Origin of the sequence: Salisediminibacterium halotolerans (assembly GCF_003814815.1) — a bacterium.
Taxonomy (GTDB): domain Bacteria; phylum Bacillota; class Bacilli; order Bacillales; family Salisediminibacteriaceae; genus Salisediminibacterium; species Salisediminibacterium halotolerans.
In genome coordinates this window covers 121,639-139,202 of record NZ_RKQQ01000006.1, presented here as the reverse complement: position 1 = coordinate 139,202, position 17,564 = coordinate 121,639, and the positions used below count along the sequence as shown (strand labels likewise).

General features: G+C 44.9%; 16 protein-coding genes. 1 reads left to right on the top strand and 15 read right to left on the bottom strand.

The window, feature by feature from the left end; genetic code table 11:
• Positions 1–170 precede the first annotated feature (170 nt).
• A complete protein-coding gene (locus EDD67_RS11575) occupies positions 171–950 on the top strand; it encodes a DUF1295 domain-containing protein (RefSeq protein WP_093074527.1) in 780 nt (259 codons plus the stop codon).
• Positions 951–1,046: 96 nt separating this feature from the next.
• Here the strand turns inward: EDD67_RS11575 and EDD67_RS11570 are convergent, their stop codons facing one another.
• The 15 genes from EDD67_RS11570 to EDD67_RS11500 form a co-directional block, all read right to left on the bottom strand.
• The gene (locus EDD67_RS11570; protein WP_121440160.1) at positions 1,047–1,919 is read right to left on the bottom strand and encodes a Cof-type HAD-IIB family hydrolase; all 873 of its coding nucleotides are present in this window, start codon (positions 1,917–1,919) and stop codon (positions 1,047–1,049) included.
• A gap of 31 nt (positions 1,920–1,950) precedes the next feature.
• On the bottom strand, positions 1,951–2,820 hold the full coding sequence (locus EDD67_RS11565) for an HAD family hydrolase (protein ID WP_121440159.1): 870 nt from the start codon (positions 2,818–2,820) through the stop codon (positions 1,951–1,953).
• Between the two features lie 114 nt (positions 2,821–2,934).
• Positions 2,935–4,203, bottom strand: coding sequence for a PTS ascorbate transporter subunit IIC (locus EDD67_RS11560; RefSeq protein ID WP_121440158.1), 1,269 nt, complete (start codon positions 4,201–4,203; stop codon positions 2,935–2,937).
• Between the two features lie 21 nt (positions 4,204–4,224).
• Positions 4,225–4,497, bottom strand: coding sequence for a PTS sugar transporter subunit IIB (locus tag EDD67_RS11555; protein ID WP_093074519.1), 273 nt, complete (start codon positions 4,495–4,497; stop codon positions 4,225–4,227).
• A 53-nt stretch (positions 4,498–4,550) separates the two neighbouring features.
• A complete protein-coding gene (locus EDD67_RS11550; RefSeq protein ID WP_121440157.1) occupies positions 4,551–5,006 on the bottom strand; it encodes a PTS sugar transporter subunit IIA in 456 nt (151 codons plus the stop codon).
• Positions 4,999–6,897, bottom strand: coding sequence for a BglG family transcription antiterminator (locus EDD67_RS11545; protein ID WP_121440156.1), 1,899 nt, complete (start codon positions 6,895–6,897; stop codon positions 4,999–5,001). The genes EDD67_RS11550 and EDD67_RS11545 overlap by 8 nt, the downstream gene beginning before the upstream one ends.
• 494 nt (positions 6,898–7,391) lie before the next feature.
• Positions 7,392–7,805, bottom strand: coding sequence for a cytidine deaminase (locus tag EDD67_RS11540; protein ID WP_121440155.1), 414 nt, complete (start codon positions 7,803–7,805; stop codon positions 7,392–7,394).
• A gap of 100 nt (positions 7,806–7,905) precedes the next feature.
• The gene (locus tag EDD67_RS11535; RefSeq protein ID WP_121440154.1) at positions 7,906–8,331 is read right to left on the bottom strand and encodes a hypothetical protein; all 426 of its coding nucleotides are present in this window, start codon (positions 8,329–8,331) and stop codon (positions 7,906–7,908) included.
• Positions 8,332–8,450: 119 nt separating this feature from the next.
• Positions 8,451–9,326 carry an SMP-30/gluconolactonase/LRE family protein gene (locus tag EDD67_RS11530; RefSeq protein WP_121440153.1) on the bottom strand — a complete coding sequence of 292 codons (876 nt, stop codon included), beginning with the start codon at positions 9,324–9,326 and terminating at the stop codon, positions 8,451–8,453.
• A 737-nt stretch (positions 9,327–10,063) separates the two neighbouring features.
• A complete protein-coding gene (gene msrA / locus EDD67_RS11525) occupies positions 10,064–11,191 on the bottom strand; it encodes a peptide-methionine (S)-S-oxide reductase MsrA (protein ID WP_121440152.1) in 1,128 nt (375 codons plus the stop codon).
• Between the two features lie 112 nt (positions 11,192–11,303).
• On the bottom strand, positions 11,304–12,302 hold the full coding sequence (locus EDD67_RS11520; protein WP_121440151.1) for a PDDEXK family nuclease: 999 nt from the start codon (positions 12,300–12,302) through the stop codon (positions 11,304–11,306).
• 100 nt (positions 12,303–12,402) lie between these two features.
• Positions 12,403–12,618, bottom strand: a complete 216-nt coding sequence (locus EDD67_RS11515; protein WP_121440150.1) for a YdbC family protein — start codon at positions 12,616–12,618, stop codon at positions 12,403–12,405.
• Positions 12,619–12,768: 150 nt separating this feature from the next.
• Positions 12,769–14,391, bottom strand: a complete 1,623-nt coding sequence (locus tag EDD67_RS11510; protein WP_121440149.1) for an RNA-directed DNA polymerase — start codon at positions 14,389–14,391, stop codon at positions 12,769–12,771.
• Between the two features lie 121 nt (positions 14,392–14,512).
• On the bottom strand, positions 14,513–15,436 hold the full coding sequence (locus tag EDD67_RS11505; RefSeq protein WP_121440148.1) for an exonuclease domain-containing protein: 924 nt from the start codon (positions 15,434–15,436) through the stop codon (positions 14,513–14,515).
• A gap of 35 nt (positions 15,437–15,471) precedes the next feature.
• A complete protein-coding gene (locus tag EDD67_RS11500; RefSeq protein ID WP_121440147.1) occupies positions 15,472–17,415 on the bottom strand; it encodes a DUF2075 domain-containing protein in 1,944 nt (647 codons plus the stop codon).
• Positions 17,416–17,564: the final 149 nt, after the last annotated feature.

Below are 17,564 nucleotides of genomic sequence, written 5' to 3'. Positions count from 1 at the left end.
CAGGAATAAAAATTCATTGAAAGTATACCATCAAAATGAAGGAGAGTTAAATAATTCGCTTGCACAGCTCACGAAAGTGTCAATTAGTTGACTTTCTTTGATTGGAACGTACATAATTTGGTTATGAAGTCATAATCATAGAAAAAGATAATAAGGAGGGACCAGTAGAAATGTTGGACTTATACTTAGTTAGCGGGATCGCTATTTTCATCTTTATGTTTACAGTCTTTGTCATTGCCCAGGTCATTAAAGACAACTCGATTGTCGACATTGCCTGGGGATTTGGCTTTGTGATCATCGCGTTAGTGAGCTTATTTTACACGCAAGAATTTTCTATCCGGCAAATGGTCGTCGTCGGATTAGTCACATTATGGGGATTAAGGCTGACGATATTTTTATGGTACCGCTCGATTGGCCGCGGCGAAGACTTCCGCTATGCCAACTTCCGGAAAAATTGGGGGAAAAATGCGGTCATTATGGCGTTTACCCGAGTCTTTATGATGCAAGGCGCTTTTATGCTGATCATCGCCTACCCGATCTTGAGAGTTCACGTTTCAGACGGGCCCGGTGTCGACGTCTTTATGATTTTAGGGGCGGCGCTCTGGATCATCGGTTTCTTCTTCCAAGTTACCGGCGACGCACAGCTGCAGCGTTTTAAGAAAAGAAAAACGCACAAAGATCAAATTTTAACGACGGGGGTATGGCGCTATACGAGACATCCGAACTACTTTGGCGAAGCAGCGATGTGGTGGGGGATATTCATCATCGTCCTCCCGGTCGAACTCGGTTGGACAGCGATATTCGCTCCAATCTTTATCAATTTTTTACTGATCAATGTATCCGGCGTACCGTTTCTCGACGAACGGTTCAAAGACAATCCGCAATATCAGCAATATAAAAAAGAGACAAACAAATTCATCCCATGGTTTCCTAAAAAAGCGAATAATTAACGCGGCGTTTGCTGACGAAAAAGCGAGAGGATCCTCCGATCCTCTCGCTTTTTTTAGAGAATGTATTCCTGATTGAGCTTCATCGTGTTTCGCCGTTCAAACACCGAGAAAAGATTTTAAGAAGTGATACAAGCCGTTTTCATCACTTGTATAATCGGTAACGGCCGTCACTTCCCGCTTTGCTTCTTCGCTGCCGTTTTTCATCACGGCGGATATTCCGGCGAGCTTTAGCATCGGCAAATCATTGTTCGCATCGCCGACGGCGAGAAGGTGCTCCTTTTCAAGGGCATAGTAGTCGAGCAGTTCCTGAATGCCGGTCGCTTTATTGACCCCTTCGCCCATCACCTCGGTATTATGCTGCGAGGAAGACGAGGTTGAAAATGGCTGCTCCGCTTGCAGCTGTTTAAGTTTCTCTTGCCAATCACTGATCTTCTCTTGGTCCATGCTGAAAAAATACACTTTCTGCACGCTTTTTCCCGGATCCGCCTCAACCCAATGTATTTCTTTCTCAACCGCTTCTTTTCGTGCTTTTGCTTCGTGGTCTTCCACCGTCGTATCAGCGGGAAAAACGACTTCCGCTTCGATCATCGGCTGATCTTGCTGATAAGAAAAGCGCGCTCCTTCGTTCGGGTGAATTTCATAATACAGCCCCCATTCGCGAGCAAGCTCGACGACCCGGTGAATCAGCTGTTCATCAATCGAATGCTCGGCAATCCGCTTACGGTTCGCATTGACCGCCGGGGTTTCCGCAATCGCTTCGACGACCATGCCGTTGCCGGCGACAACTCCGTCCAGCTTTAAGTCACCCGGCAAAACATCGGTCACTTCTTTAATCGTTCGGCCGGTCGCCAAAAACACGTAGCCGCCTTGGGCGCGAAAATCATTCAATAGCTCGATTAACTCCCCGCTTGTACGATGGTGCGAATCGAGCAGCGTTCCGTCCATGTCCAGTGCCAGCGATTTGATCATATACGTCCCCTCCGTCTTCACTGTTCTTTTATTATTCTTCGTGCAAAAATAGTTTTAAAAAGTGATACAAGCCGTTTTCATCGCTCGTATATTCCGTTACCGTTCCTATTTTCTGTTTAACCGCTTCACTGCCGTTTTTCATCACAGCCGATTTGTCCGCCATCTCAAGCATCGGCACATCGTTATACGAATCGCCGACCGCGAGAAGCTTTTCATTTTCCAGACCGAAATAATCGAGCAGTTTACGCAGTCCAACCGCCTTATTCACCCCGGGTGCGATGATCTCGACATTATGTTCCGAAGAACTCGACGTCGAAAAGGAAAAATCAGCTTGCAAAGCTTTAAGCTCCCTTTTCCAGTCATTGATTTTCGTCTGATCTTTGCTGAAAAAGTAGACGACCATCACAGCCGTTTGCGGATACGAATCAATCCAACGCATTTCTGATTCGACCGCTTGCTTTTTTAATTTCGCTTCATGTGCTTCGACAGTCGTGTCAGCAGGAAATCGGGTTTCCGCTTCAATCATCGGCTTATCTTTGCGGTAAGCAAAGCGGGATCCTTCGGTCGGGTGGATCTCATAGTAAAGCCCCCAAGACCGGGACATCTCAATCGCGCGATGAACAAGTTCGTCATCGACAGTATATTCGGCAATCAGCTCGCCGCGAGCCGCTGACGCTTCCGGAAACGCTTTGACGATCATTCCGTTGCCGCCGACAATCCCGTCAAATTTAAGTTCAGGCGGCAACACTTCGTTTATCTCCGCGATCGTTCGGCCGGTCGCTAAAAAAATATGTCCCCCTTTGTCATGAAACGCATTTAACAGCCGAATTAACCCTCCGTCTACCTGATGCTTTGAATCCAAGAGTGTCCCGTCCATATCCAGTGCAAGTGCTTTAACCATACGATTTCCCTCCGTGCCGTTATTATGCAGCTCTCATGATTAAGGATACCGCAAGACATATCAGAAGCCAAGATAAAACATCGGCAGCCGAATCCGGCTGCCGATGCATCCAGCTTAACCGCCGAACAGGTTGGCGAAGAAGCTGACGAGTATTCCGACAACCCCGAAGTCGGAATCACCGAACGTCGTATTTTGGAACCCGAGGTCACCGAGAACCGGCAAGAGAAACGCCGGGATGAAACTGATCAAGATTCCGTTGACGAATCCGCCGGCTGCAGCACCGACCCGTCCGCCTGTCGCGTTTCCGAATACCCCGGCACCGGCACCTGTGAAAAAGTGCGGGACAAGGCCAGGAATGATCAACGCGAGCGAGAAGATGCCGAGCATAAACATTCCGATTAAACCGCCGATAAAGCTGCTGATAAAGCCGATAATAACCGCTGTCGGTGCGTAAGGGAAGACAATCGGCACGTCAAGCGCCGGCTTCGCGCCCGGAACGAGTTTCTCCGCAATCCCTTTAAAGGCCGGAACAATTTCAGTCAAGATCATGCGTACACCGGCCATGATGATGCTGAATCCGGCCGCAAACGTGATCCCCTGCATTAAACCGAACATGATATAGTTTTGATCACCGGCGTATTCGCCGACAACATCAGGTCCGGCAACCAACACAAGGATCAAGAACATGACAATCATTGTGAGCGCTGTCGAGACGAGGGAGTCTCGCAAGAAAGACCATTTTTCCGGAATTTCCATTTCTTCAGTCGATTTTTCTTTGTTGCCGATCGCCTTGCCGACTAAGCCGGCCGAGACGTACCCAAGTGTGCCGAAGTGGCCGATCGCCACATCATTCCCGCCGGTTACTTGACGCATAAACGGCTGTGCCATCGCCGGAACAAGGACCATCAATGCCCCGAGAATAATCGTTCCGGTAATGACCAAAGGCGCTCCGGACATACCGGAAGCTGCAAGTGTCGCTGATAAAAGCGCAGCCATAAAAAACGTGTGGTGACCGGTTAAGAAGATATACTTAAAGGGCGTAAATTTGGCAAACAAAATATTCGCGATAAAACCAAAACCCATAATAAGTGCCGTTTCCGCCCCGAGCGTCTGCTGCGCGACGCCGACGATCGCTTCGTTGTTCGGGATAACCCCTTGAATATTAAAGCGGTCTTGAATAATCCCGCCCAAGGAATCGAGCGATTCGACGATGACCGCGGCACCTGCACCTAAAATGAGGAAACCGATAATACTTTTAACCGTGCCGGTAAAAATTCGCGCGATTTCAGCCCGCTGCAAAATTAACCCGATCATAACGATCAGTCCGACAAGCACTTCCGGCAAACTGAGGATCTCATTCATTAAAAATTCAAAAACTGCCATTGTTTCTCACCTCTTTAGCTTTTATTGAGATTCTAGAAAATCGTTGATTGCTTTTTCGACTTCCTCTTCGCTGGCAACGTTAACAACGGCGCGGACTTCAGACTTACCGCCTTTCAGCTGTGAAGCAAATTCGTTGTTCGTTAAGATAAGATCAACCGGCGTGCTTCCTGCTGTACCGATATCGGTTGCTTCGACCGTAGCTTTCAACCCTTTCTTTTTAATCACTTTGTCTGCTGTCATTTTCAGCATTAAACTTGAACCAAAACCCATTCCGCATACACATAAAATTTTCATCACATTTCGCCTCCGTTTTTTTCTCGCTCCGTAACAGAGCGGATGATTCAGCCTTAACTGTACTGATTAATCAAATCTTTCACTTCATCTTTTGAGGACGCTTCCAAAAGCCGGTTGAGCAGTTCGCTGTTGTCAATCCACTGCGAAATCCCCTGCAGCAAGCTGAGGTGCGAGTCGGAATCGACCGCTGCTAAACAAATAAATATTCGCGCCGTTTGCGTCTTGTTGTCATGCCCGGCTGGAAAAGCGACATCTTCGTTAAACACTGTCAACGCGATCCCCGCCTCGCTCACACCCATTTCCGGACGCGCGTGGGGCAAGGCGACATTCGGCGCGATCAAAATATACGGCCCGAGCGTGCGAATGTTTTCCACCATTGCATCAATATAGCTTTCAGCAATGTTCCCTTGCTGTAAAAGCGGTGCGGCGCTTACTCGGATCGCCTCTTCCCAATCGGCTGCACCGTCCTTCCACTGAATCAAATCGCTGGTTAATTGAACCTCACTCATCTTCTTCACCTCTTTTGCTTAACTTAGACCAATGCAGCATTTCCGCTACACGGTCCTCATTCATTAATAGCTGATACAAATACTGCAGCTGCGGGACATGAGAATGTTTATCCGGAGTCGCCATAAACAGCACCGCTTGCGAATGAAGCTTATCCTCCCGGACAAACGGGTTTTTTAACTGGACGAGACTGAAACCGGGCTTGAGAACGTTTTCAGAATCGGTATGAATAAACAAAAGCCCCGGAATAATTTCGTACAAATAACTCTTCTCAAACACCGTGCGATGAATATCATCAAGAAACCTCTCAGTCACTAACTGATCATCACGCAATAACCCAACACCTGCATCGATGATCGCCTCCAATTGATCCGAGCCTGCGTTTTCGATCACAGCCAACCGCTCACGCGGGATTAACGCCTCGATCGATCGGTCGCTCTCACTCGATAAACTGGAGACATTTTTTCGGACCGAATTGTTGATGAAATTATCGACTTTCATTAAATCGTCTTTCGTCATGACCGGCTTGACGGTCACATGGGCATACGGGCTGTCGTGCAAGGATACCGATGAAACAACAAAATCGGGCTGTTCCCACTCATTGGCGCGGCGCAATTCCGCGATCGCGAGCGTTTTTTTCACTTCAATTTGCGGAAAGTGTTTCATCAGCGTCACGGTCAACAGTCTGCTTGCGGCGATTCCGCCCGGACAGACGACCCAGACTTGATAGCGTTCGTTTTCAAACGATGACTTCTCATAAATCGCCGCCATACAAATCGCCAAGGGCGTCATGCTGTCGCGCCGGACCGGTTCCGCTGAATTGATTTCTTCCGCGAGCGTCTCTTGGATATGAAAAATGATGAACGGGTATTGTTCTTCAATTTTTTTCTGTAAAGGATGAATATAAATGATATCGTGAGCTTTCGCGGTTAGAAACGACACCCATTCTTCATAAATATCCATAAGCTGCTCGTCGGTAAAGCCGGCCAGTCCCATGCGCGAACTCATTTTCTCGACAAACGATTGAAACAATTGATCGTCTTGGAACGATTGAACTTCGGTATTATAAATACCGCCAGTCGCCCGCAAGTAAAGATACGCAAACACCATCTCATCTTCCGACTGTTCGAGACGGAACTCTTCAGTCATCTCCTGCCATAACTCCGTAAACCACGAATCAACCGTCATACCGGAAGCCGTTTCTCCCTGGAGCCAATCACCAGAACGGGTCCGCTGCATATGCAGCGCCCATACGCGGAAAAACGAGGTCACATTCGCCCGCTGCTCCAAGCGGTCTTCCAGCAACGTGAACGTCTTCTCCAGATCCTTTAATGACAGCTCCGACCAATTTAAGTTTGGAATCGGATTGACCGTGTCCCACGCTTCCTCGAGTTTTTCCATCACACTCAGCAGTGCCAAACGCTTATGCCGCTCCGTCCCTTGAAGCCGAAATCCTTTGCGGCTTCGTTCCAACACAAGCTGAAATTCATTTGTCCACGTCTCGACTTGCTCCATTTGCTGCAGTACCGTCGCTTTACTGACATCGAGTTCTTCGGCAATTTGTCTGAGAAACAGCCAATCATCTTGAATAATCAGTTCATGAACAATCAGTAAAAACCGTTCTTCAACAGACATTGACCGGCCGTAAAAATTCAGTGCTTCAAAAATGTCTTTCACATCATCCGCATTAGGGTTTGACGTCAATTTCCACATGCCTTGGCCGGAAACGTGCTCTAACGTATGACCAAATTGCTTCAGCCAACCGGCAATTTCTTCGACATCGTACCGCAGCGTCCGTTCGCTCACTCCAAACATATTCTCAACATCTTTCAATTTAAATTGCGCGTTGCCGTTGAGAATCATTTGGATGAGCTGCCGCTTCCTCGCGTTCAATCGCTCACCTCCTTTAACGTCATTATATAGACCCCCCGTGAATTTTTGAATGCGCTTACATATCGTATTTATTCAAACTATTTTGAAACATAATAAACACAACACCCTAAGTGTTGTGTTGGCGGCAATTATAGCGATTGTAAGATCGTCTGAAGTAGATGCAATGCTTCGATGTAAGCTGCATTCGGCTGAGAAATATGCATCAAGGGGTACCATAATTATACACCGGAATCTGACAATTTTCCACTATTTTCAACAGTAAGAATTCTGATGTGACGCTTCTGAAGCGTGATTTTCCGTTGCTCATTTATGTAAAATTATGTATCTGATATGCATTTTCTATTCGCGCAGGCGGGTGAAATCATCAATGCCCCGGCAGCCGCTGACGGACCGCCGAGGTATCGTGATACGAAACACCTTCTTTGAAATACTTCAGTATTCTTAAATTAAAAAAGCCTTCCGGTTAACGGAGGCTTGAAGAAGCCGCATTTCTGTCAGGCAAAAAATTCGTCATCGCTGTAAGCATAAGACCAATGGTTCGGCTGCAATTCTCGCAAGGTTTTGAAAACGATCGGCTGTTCTTCATTGGACGTGACCGCTGCCAAAACATCTCTTCCCCAATACAGCAGCCGTTCTTGACAGATGCCGCAGGGCGTTAAAATCTTAAGTGCTCCGTTTTCTCTTACAAGACAAAGGGAATGTGTCACCGCTGTATTGTACTTATGCGCCTCTAAGATCGCGCCCGTTTCGATGCACAATTCAGTCGCAGAATTGACAACGCTGGGCGCGACACTTGTGAACACCTCGCCGCTCTCCGTATATACTGCCGCTGCCCCGCCATCGCCGTCAGAGTAGCGGTTTTCCAACGTCTTTTTCGCTGCTTCGTACAGCTTTTCACCAATATCCAATCGGTTCACTCCTTTTCAATCAACGCGCTATGTTATTTCATCCACACCAAACCGGGTTATCGCCGACGTTGTCTGTCAGCTGTTCGCTCCGCATCAGCGCTCAATCCCATAACCCGTACGTTGAGGGATCATAGGTGAACGTTCTCTGTTTGCAGATCGGACACTTAGCCGGAGTGAAATTGTCAAGATCTGCTGCGATCAGCTGATGTTTGCATACCCCGCAAGAATAGCTCGGGACAAACACTGCGCCGTCCGGATGCTTCAAAGCAAAACGAAACCGTGTCGTCATTCGGCAACAATGCTCGCATGTGTAAACCGCTTCCTCATAACCAGACTCGAGCTCATAACCCTCACTGACGAGCTTCTTCACTTTCTCGCGCAAGGACTTGGACCGGATGATGTCCTTCATCATCCCGCCTTCTCGATCATTGAGCACGTTCTCAGGATAATACATCATCCCGACACCGACATAGACAGTATCCTCAAACGCGCACTCGCTGCAACGAAACAACAGCATCTCGCCCATCGTTCATCCCCTCCAAAAATCATTCATCTTCCGACAATGCCGCTGCTGCCTTTTGCTTTTCTTGCGACCTTACATATTCATCAAGGCGCTTTCGAAACGGTTGTCTAGCATTCAGGATCTTACCCGTGAAACATATACGAAGGCGCACCTTCTACACCCGGTTTCACGCAAAAAATCCCGCCCGCATAAGGCTGTTCTTTGAGCGCTTCCTCAGATAAACCTGTTCGCGCAGTCGTGATGTACAATTCATCAAGCCTGCTCCCGCCAAACGCGCACGACGTCACTTGACTCGCCGGCACGGCGATTTCCGCAAGCCGCTCGCCCGTCGCCGGATTCACTCGGATCACGCGCCAACCGCGAAACAACGCAATCCACAGCATCCCTTCCTGATCGATCGTCATCCCGTCCGGACTGCCGGCCCTGTCAACAATCGTCACCGCCGTCCGCGGATTGGCAATCGCCCCGGACGCTTCCTCATAGTCATACGCCTGCACCTTTTTCGTCTTCGTATCAATGTAATACATCACCGCACGCTCTCTGTCCCACGCGAGCCCGTTCGACGTCGTCACCCCGGAAAGGACGTGTTCGATGCTGTGATCCCGATTGAGCCGATACAAATTCGCGTTCCCCGGCTCTTTATCCAGCGCCATCGTCCCCGCCCAGAAGCGCCCGGCCGGATCGCACTTCCCGTCATTGAAGCGGTTCGTCGCAATCCCCGCTTCCGGATCGCCGAGCGGTGTCAAGTCATTCGTGTTAAGATCGTAGAAGTAAAAACCGCGCTCAAGCGCGAGCAGAAGGCCGCCATTTTCCCGTTGGACGGCCGCTCCGACCCGCTGGCCGATATGACGGGGCTTGTTTTCGCCCGTCGCCGGATCGAACAAATTGACCGTCTCGCCGTCAATGTCGACCCATAAGAGTCGGTTGGACTCGTCCAGCCAACAAGGCCCTTCGCCTAAGGTCGCTTTCGCATCGAGTACTAACTCCGGCTGAAGCATCGTTATCCCTCATTTCCATAAACGTAAGATAGACTTTTTGATACAGCTCATCAGCAGAATGATACCTCAATCATCGCTGATAAAATCAAAATTGACAATAGAAACAATAAATGTAATTATCCTCACCGTTTCAAATTGTTCTGTACAGTAAGAAAGCCACGCAGCCACTAACCTCCGCTTGCACTTACGAAGCATCAGTGCGACATCAGCTCGAAACAACCTCGCTGTGTCTTACTGTCCGTAGGCAAGGCTTCAGCTAATTAAAGACCGGTATTTTACCGGTATTTTACCGGTCTTTAATGGATCTTCGTCTCTTGCTTTCGAGGCTGCTGAAAAAGTGCTGGATAAACAAAGTCGGCGTTTATTTATGAGCCGCATAGGATACAGAATATTATGAGCCCTCCGCAAACTCGCTTGCCGCGGGCAACGCCTCAGCCTCCTCAGAAGCGTAACCGCTTCTTGTGGGGTCTTCGGCAGTTGCTTTTCCCGCAGGCGTCGAGTTTGCTCCGGTCTCATAATACATCCCAATTTATAAAAAAGAATAATTATGCAGACGTCCAATTGATCATTTACTTTTTCAGCAGCCTCCTTGCTTTCCTACAGGCGTCGGAGGAAGTGGCTGCGTAGCTTTTATCAACATAATCGTTTTTCTACAGTCAAAGGCGAGAGCTGAGTAATGCTCTCGCCTTTTTCGCTACTTCACCTTTCATCTTCGAAATGTGCAAAGCCTATTTCAATTAGTCAAAATCCCCTGCGTAATCTTCGTACTCGCTGCCTTCCAGTTCATCAGCAGGGATAAATTCCATCGCGGCGGAATTCATGCAGTATCTGAGGCCGGTCGGTTCCGGGCCGTCTTGAAAAACGTGGCCTAAATGGGAATCGGCGTGTTTGCTGCGAACTTCCACGCGGGTGCCGAGAAGGCCGCTGTCTTCAGCGTACGTAATATTCACACGCTCCAACGGCTTCGTGAAACTCGGCCAACCGGTGCCGGAATCGTACTGATCTTCAGTGCTGAATAACGGTTCGCCCGAGACAATGTCGACGTAAATTCCGTCTTCGCGGTTGTTGTGATAGGCGTTTTCGTACGCCGGTTCGGTTCCGTCTTCTTGCGTCACTTCGTATTGGATCTCTGTCAAGTCAGCCACAGCGGCGTCTTTATCCTCGACGGCAAACGGCGAATCAGACGACACTTCATAGTCGCGCTCGTCGCCCCAGACGTCGTCTAAATAGTCATCGCGCCCGGAACTGCCGCGGTAAAACTGGTAGCGGATCGGATTTTCCTTCGCGTAATTTTGATGGTTGTCTTCTGCCATATAAAAGGTATCGTACGCTTCAATCGATGTGACGATCTCGCCGTCAAACCGGCCCGATTCATCCATTTCCGCGAGCGACGATTCGGCCGCTTGTTTTTGCGCTTCGTTATGATAAAAAATCGCCGATAAATACGGTTCGCCGCGATCGACAAACTGCCCGCCGTCATCGGTCGGATCGATTTGCCGCCAGTAAATTTGCAACAAGTCCTCATAACTGATCTCGTCGGGATCGTAAGTGATCTGCACCGCTTCCTGGTGCCCGGTCTCCTTTCCGGCTACTTCTTCATAGGTCGGGTCTTCTTCTTCGCCGCCCGTGTAACCAGAAACGACATCGACGACGCCGACTTCGCCGTCAAACGGCGGTTCCATACACCAAAAACAGCCGCCGGCAAAGGTTGCATACGCGAGCTCGTCGGCATCCGCTTCTGCTTCCGCACGCTCGGTTGCGACGACGTCGTCATAGTCTGACCCCATCATCGATTGATACAAAAACCAGCCGCCTGCCAACACCACGAGCGCCATTACACTATAGAGCCATCGCTTTGTATTCATATCGATTCCCCTTTACGTCTCTTTTCTCCCATTATAAAGAAAAGACGCTTGTTTCACATGATCGGGGATTTTTAAAACCTGAGCTTAGTGTCAAACCAAAGTTCAGCCCCGCTTACTCCGAACCGAGATCAAGATCGCGCTCCATATAGTCCCGTCTGATCGCACTCAAACTTTTCCCGCTCGCTTGGTGAATCGCAAAAACGTACGTTTGAATGCTCGACCAGCCGTACAGGTTTTTTAACCACACTTGCAATGACATTTCTTCGCCGCCGGCTTCAACATTGCCGTTTTCTAACAGCACCGCTTTATCCGGCTTATCTTTCGCTTCAATAACATCGCCGGCTTTGACAGCGCCCCAAGCGAGGAGCTTGTCGATTTTCGGGAGCGACCGGCGTTTGAGCGCCGGTTTATCACGCGCTGTGCGCGGTGCCGTCCCCGCCGGACGGTCTAAATTTATGTAATAGTCATCGTATTCAATTGAAGGAATCAATTTATCGACGTGCATGTAAGCTTCTTCGCCGATCAGATACGGCGTTAATGTATAGCAGCTGAGATCAACGCCGTTTTGACTGAGCCAAGCGACGGAAGAAAGCGTAAGATCATCGTAATCGGACGCTGCTAAAATGATGCGCTGTTTTTCGTTGAAACGAACGCCCGCTTCGTTTTTCGCAAGAAAATCATCAAGAATCCGATGCCCCCATTCGGCATACGTCAGCTCGCCTTTTTGCGCGTGATCGCCGTATTTTTCTAAGTACGGCGCATAGACCGTCTGCACGAGTTCATCCTTCGTCTTAATCGTCGCGTAACTCGCCGCATAGCGGATCGCCTGAAACTCAAACGGTTCATTGCGCTGTTCGATATCTTGACGGTCGCGTTTAATTTCAATTAAAACGATGTTGCCGTTCGCGTCAATCGCGGTTAAATCGCTGCGCCCCTTCCGCTCATTGCGCACTTGCTTGCCGATCACAAGGAGCGAGACTTCCTCGCCTTCAAGCATTTGAATATCAGAGCGGATCATCTCCTCTAAATCATTTTCCTTCATCCCAATCGCGGCAAAGGTCGTTTCTTCGATTTTGTCGACGCTCTTTTCGGTCTGATTGATTCGATGCATTCAAGCCACACTCCTCTCACTAACGTTCACAGCTTCTCGACAGGCTGCTATCTAAAAAAACAGAAAGCAGACGCACTTCGTCCGGCTTTCTGTTTATCCCTCATAGATCCGCAACCATTTTCCCGAGTGCTTTCAATTCCTCTTCCGACAAGGTAATCCCCTTGCCCATCTTCTCGTGATCCGGCGCCCAGTCGCGTATGTCATACTTCGGTTCGCGCTTGTTCCAGCTGACGAGATTAAGTTCTTTCTTCCAACCTTTCGGCGATTCGGATAACACGCCGATGTGCTTTACAATTTCGTAGTCAATGTTGGCCATTTCAAGACCTCCAGTCCCTTATTTGTTTTAAAATTAATTTCTTATGCTTCTAGATGAAATGACTTAGGTTAATACAAGAACTCAAATAGAACAGTTTCTCGATAATTATAAAATATTTCACTCCATTATCTATTACTATAGTTCAACTACTTATAACTTTATGAAACTAACATCGTTCTTTAGCAGACATTTGAAACTATTATTTTTTTCAACTTTTGACTTTAGTTCATTATAATATGGCCATTCACTTTTTACCCACTGATAAATTAAAATCCATTTAGGTCCATATATACTTTCGTGTATTAATGTCTCTTTCAGTTTATTTAATTTCTCAATAATTCTTTTTTGTCTTATCTTCCCTATATGTTCGACATAACTTAAAAAAAACGTTAGAAAAATTTCATTATCAGCTTCATCTAAAATACTCAATATTTGTTTAGACTTTAATTTTATATTTAAATTAAAAATCATCCAAAGCAACCAATTTGCTTCATTATCTAATTTAAACTTTAATGCAGTGTCTAAATTTTTTTCAAGTTCTCCACAAAATTTTCTACTAACTTTGTTTAAATGTTCCTCTTCAAATATAATTTCTGATATATATTTGGTAAGGTCGGGTTTGATTAAAATATGTCCTAAAAAGAACGGTTCAACAGCTCCCCATACAACGCTTAAATCATAGCCTTTAATAACCTTATATAAATACTTATAGGCACCTTTATATCCCTGTTTGTAAAATTCATCAGCCTTAAAAAACAGCCGAACAATAATATCTGTCTTCTGATAATTATCATTTGAATCTTTATATTTTTTTAAATAAAATTCATATTCTTCTTTCATATCTATATTGTTGTGATAGGGATATTCAAGAAATTCACATTTCGATTCATTAATTTTCAATCTATATTTAGTGAAAACGGATTTAATTAAACTTATAATTTTCAAGTAATCTAATTCCGTTTTAAAATAAAATTCATAATCATCATTATAGTGAAGAAATTCAAAATCTATTCCACTTTCAGTTTTTAGCTGAAGCAACTCTTCATCAATTGAAATTAATATTAATTCTGAGAGGATACGTGAACTAAAAGGTCCAGTAGGGATACCAGATGTTTCTCTAGAGTTTGTATTTCTAACACCTTTATCTAATTGTTCACCTAATTTATTAGCTTTATTGCCATCCTTATTTTTTGCAACTTCTTTCCCTACAATTGCCCACTCGATAGCGTGAGTGTAAATTGAGTCATAGAAATTTGCTAAATCTAATTTGTAAATATAGCGATATCCCATTGAACTATTCATTTTTTTGTATAAGTTAAATCTAAATGTGCTTCTTCGATTTTTGAAAGGTATATCTAACATTATTTCTTCATAAAAATCTTTTTCAATAAAAGGGTTAGATAAAGTCCGGTTACCTAAATCAATTTTCTCTTTAATATCAACAATATTATCGATCAAGATGTTGAATAATTTGGTTTGATGTATTGGGTTCGGAACTTTTATTTCTCTTCTAGCATTCTCATTCTTAGCAACAGTTAAGGTGGCTGGTTCAGAAGGATTCTTCTTATCATTAAAGCTTTTAATTTTTTCGAAATTAATATATAAATCATTACTATCAAAGCATTGAGGAAGTTGCTCATTAAAATAACCAAATTTGAAAAAATGCTCAATTATTTTATTATTATCTTCTGACCCCAAATTATTTACAGTAATAAATTTCACCTTCATTCCAAAATTAAATTTTCCACTTGCTAAAGAATTAACAATTATCATTAAGACAACAGAAATCTGTGCTACTTGAAATCAGAAAACCACTTATAAATTTGACTCGTCTAATATACTTTTTTCACTAATTAATAAGTTCAAATCGGAATTAATTTTTGAGAATCTATAGTTATAAAAGTTCTATAAAGTCTTGTTCTGGCATAATCTCTAAATTTTGACCTTGTGCAATATTGCTTTCTGCTTTTAATAATTTGCTGCTTTTTTTGCCATTGGCAAACCTATTAAAATCTTGATCACCTAAAATCAAAAAGTTGGTATTCTTGGTCACACCCTTCTCAAAATGACCGCCTAGATTAACAATATTTTGGGCTGCTTCTTTTCTTGTCATCGACTCTAACGTACCTGTAAATGTCACGTGCGAATTATAAAAAGGATGACTGCTGTCAAACTCATTATTTTCAGCTTGAAGGAGTGAATAATCTTCTGAAAAAGAATTACGGTATCTTTTATTTATTCTTGCTGGTTCATAACCATCTTTATAAAGTGAACCCTGTACCATATTTAGCTTCTCAGATAATTCTTCAGGACTGTGAACACCAAGATCATTAACTACTTTCTCAAAAATGTAAACCGAAGCTCTTGCATCTTCAAGAGCATGATGGTGTTCGAACTGAAAATCAAGATAATCAGCTACAACAGAAAGTTTATACGAACTCAAGCCCGGCCAATGCTTTTTAGCAATATTCCGTGTGCAGTTATATTGCAAGCTAGGATATGTAAGGTTGTACAAATCCAAGGTTTTTCTCAAACAGCTAATATCAAAGCTTGCATTATGAGCAATAATCAAATGATCTGAAATTTCCGGAAGGATATCTAGCCATACTTCATCAAAAGACGGAGCATTTTCAACATCATTTTCAGTGATCCCGTGAATCATAGAATTATAATTGGCAAAATAATTACCTTTTGGTTTAATTAAAGAATAATAATCTTTTTTCTCACCTGTAAACAAATTTACAGCTGCTATCCCAACAGCACAGATACTATTTCTGTTCTCGTTTGCGGTCTCAAAATCAATAGCAGCAACTTTCATAAAAGTCCCCCTTAAAATCCTCTTCAAAAAATCCTTCAATACCTTTGCTTTTTTTCCGCCACTTCCATCATTGGCTTAAAAAACTCATTTTCTTCATAATCCTGTGATACTTTTTCCAGTCGCTCCCGGAAGTAGTTCTCAAGGTCTTTATCTGTACAGTAAATAAAGCATCCTTTTTGTCCTCTCGTGAGGAGCGTTCGATACGTGTTTCGGATAATTTCATCCGCAAGTTGGGCAGCCTTTTCCGGATCTTCTTTTTGCATTTTTTTGATTCCGCGCAAGGAGTTATCTGTTTTCGCGCGTTTAGTCGAATCTGTGATCACTTCACCGTAGCGGTAAATAAGGTCGTCGCCGATAATCACCCCGACATAATCAAACTCAAGTCCTTGAGCTGTATGGATACAGCCGATTTCATTGACTGAGTCTTGATCGATGGCCCAAGTATCTGTATTCCCGAGGTTCCAGCTCATCGCAAAACCGAAATCTTCAAGCACTACATCGTGGTAATCCGAATCGGCTTTTCCTTCTTTATCCCAGTTCCAGCAGTAGCCCGCAAGCATGCGCGCTTTATTGTTATTTTCGTTCAGTTTCATAATATCGTTTTTCAATTCATTTGGATCGCCGTACACTCTAAAATCGTAAGAAGCACCCATATCATGCGTGTTCGCGGTTTCTCTAATCTGCAAAACGTCATCTACCCATGCCAAGAATCCATCCGAACCGTTGCAACGAAACTGGGATTCGAGTTTCATCGTTGTTAGATTAGCGCCTTCTGCTTCTGCAAAACGCTGAATTTCATTCATGCTTCCCGCGTCTTTCAACGTAACGCGCTGACGCTCATCGATAAAGTAAATCGCGAGTTTGGACGAGGCCATAATTTCCTTTGTTTGGTTTTCGCCTAAGTGCGAAAACAGCCCGGACTTCTCATTTAAACGGTGCGCCTCATCAACAATTAAGCAATCGAATTCGTCTCTCGGTGCATCAACGTAAGAACCAGATCCTTTAAATAAGTTATCGATATGCCCTTTTCGAAAATCCTGTTTCAGTTTTGTTGAATATATATTTCTCGGGGCTGCGTTTTTTGTGACATATTGACTGACGAGACCGCGGTTCGTCATTTCTACGAGAAGGTTGATCGCCAAGACCGATTTGCCTGTCCCTGGCCCGCCTTCAATCACCAACACTTCTTTCGTTTTTGTCCGTAAAGCCTGATTCGCGAGCTGAAGAGCACTCTCAAAAACAACTTTCTGTTCATCGATCATGACAAACTCCCGGTTGCCCTTCAGCATATTGTTCAAGGAATCTTGCAACGATTTGGACGGACGGATTTTGCCTTTTTCAATTTGATAGAGATTTTTCTTTTGATCCCCTGTTTGGATATGGCGCTTGATAAAATCGCGCAGGTTCGGTGCATCTCCTTTTAAAAACACTGGGGCTTGCTCAATATAAAACTCATAAATCGGATCTGTTAAAGGGTCTGCTTCTTTTTGATGCAGATAGTTATGTAAATAAGCGCAAGGATACAGCTGCAAGTTCTCTTTCTGCGCATTTTCATTGTAATCTTCAATCAGCGCCGCATAAGACCATGCTTGATAGGACGGATGCGTTGTTTCTGTTAATCCGTTTTTGAAGGCCGTCTTGACAATCGCTTCTTTATTATCAATTTTCTCTACCTTATCCCACTGCTTAAGTTCAACAACGACTACCGCACCGCTTTCTTCTTCATAACCGGAGATAAGCAGATCAACACGCTTGGACGTATACGGGATTTTAAACTCGATCGCGACACCGGCATCACTCGGAATGTCATTATCGGACAACACCCGGTACATATACTGCATCGAGTTATCCCATGAGCGAACTTCACTTTGGTTAATTCTGCCCACTTTCGACTCATAATTATCACAGATGTTTTGCACAAGTTCATCTTTAAATACATCTTCTAAAAAGTCTGATTTTGTCGCTTCATACACAATCATTGCCACACCACATTTCGTCATAAATCAGTTAAATAAACCCGTCCAATTAACATTTTCTTGTAATGATTGTAGCATAAATTCTCTTTTTTATGAGTTTTGATGTAAATTATTCAAGCTGAATTAGAATACTTAAGGATGCATCTGCTAAA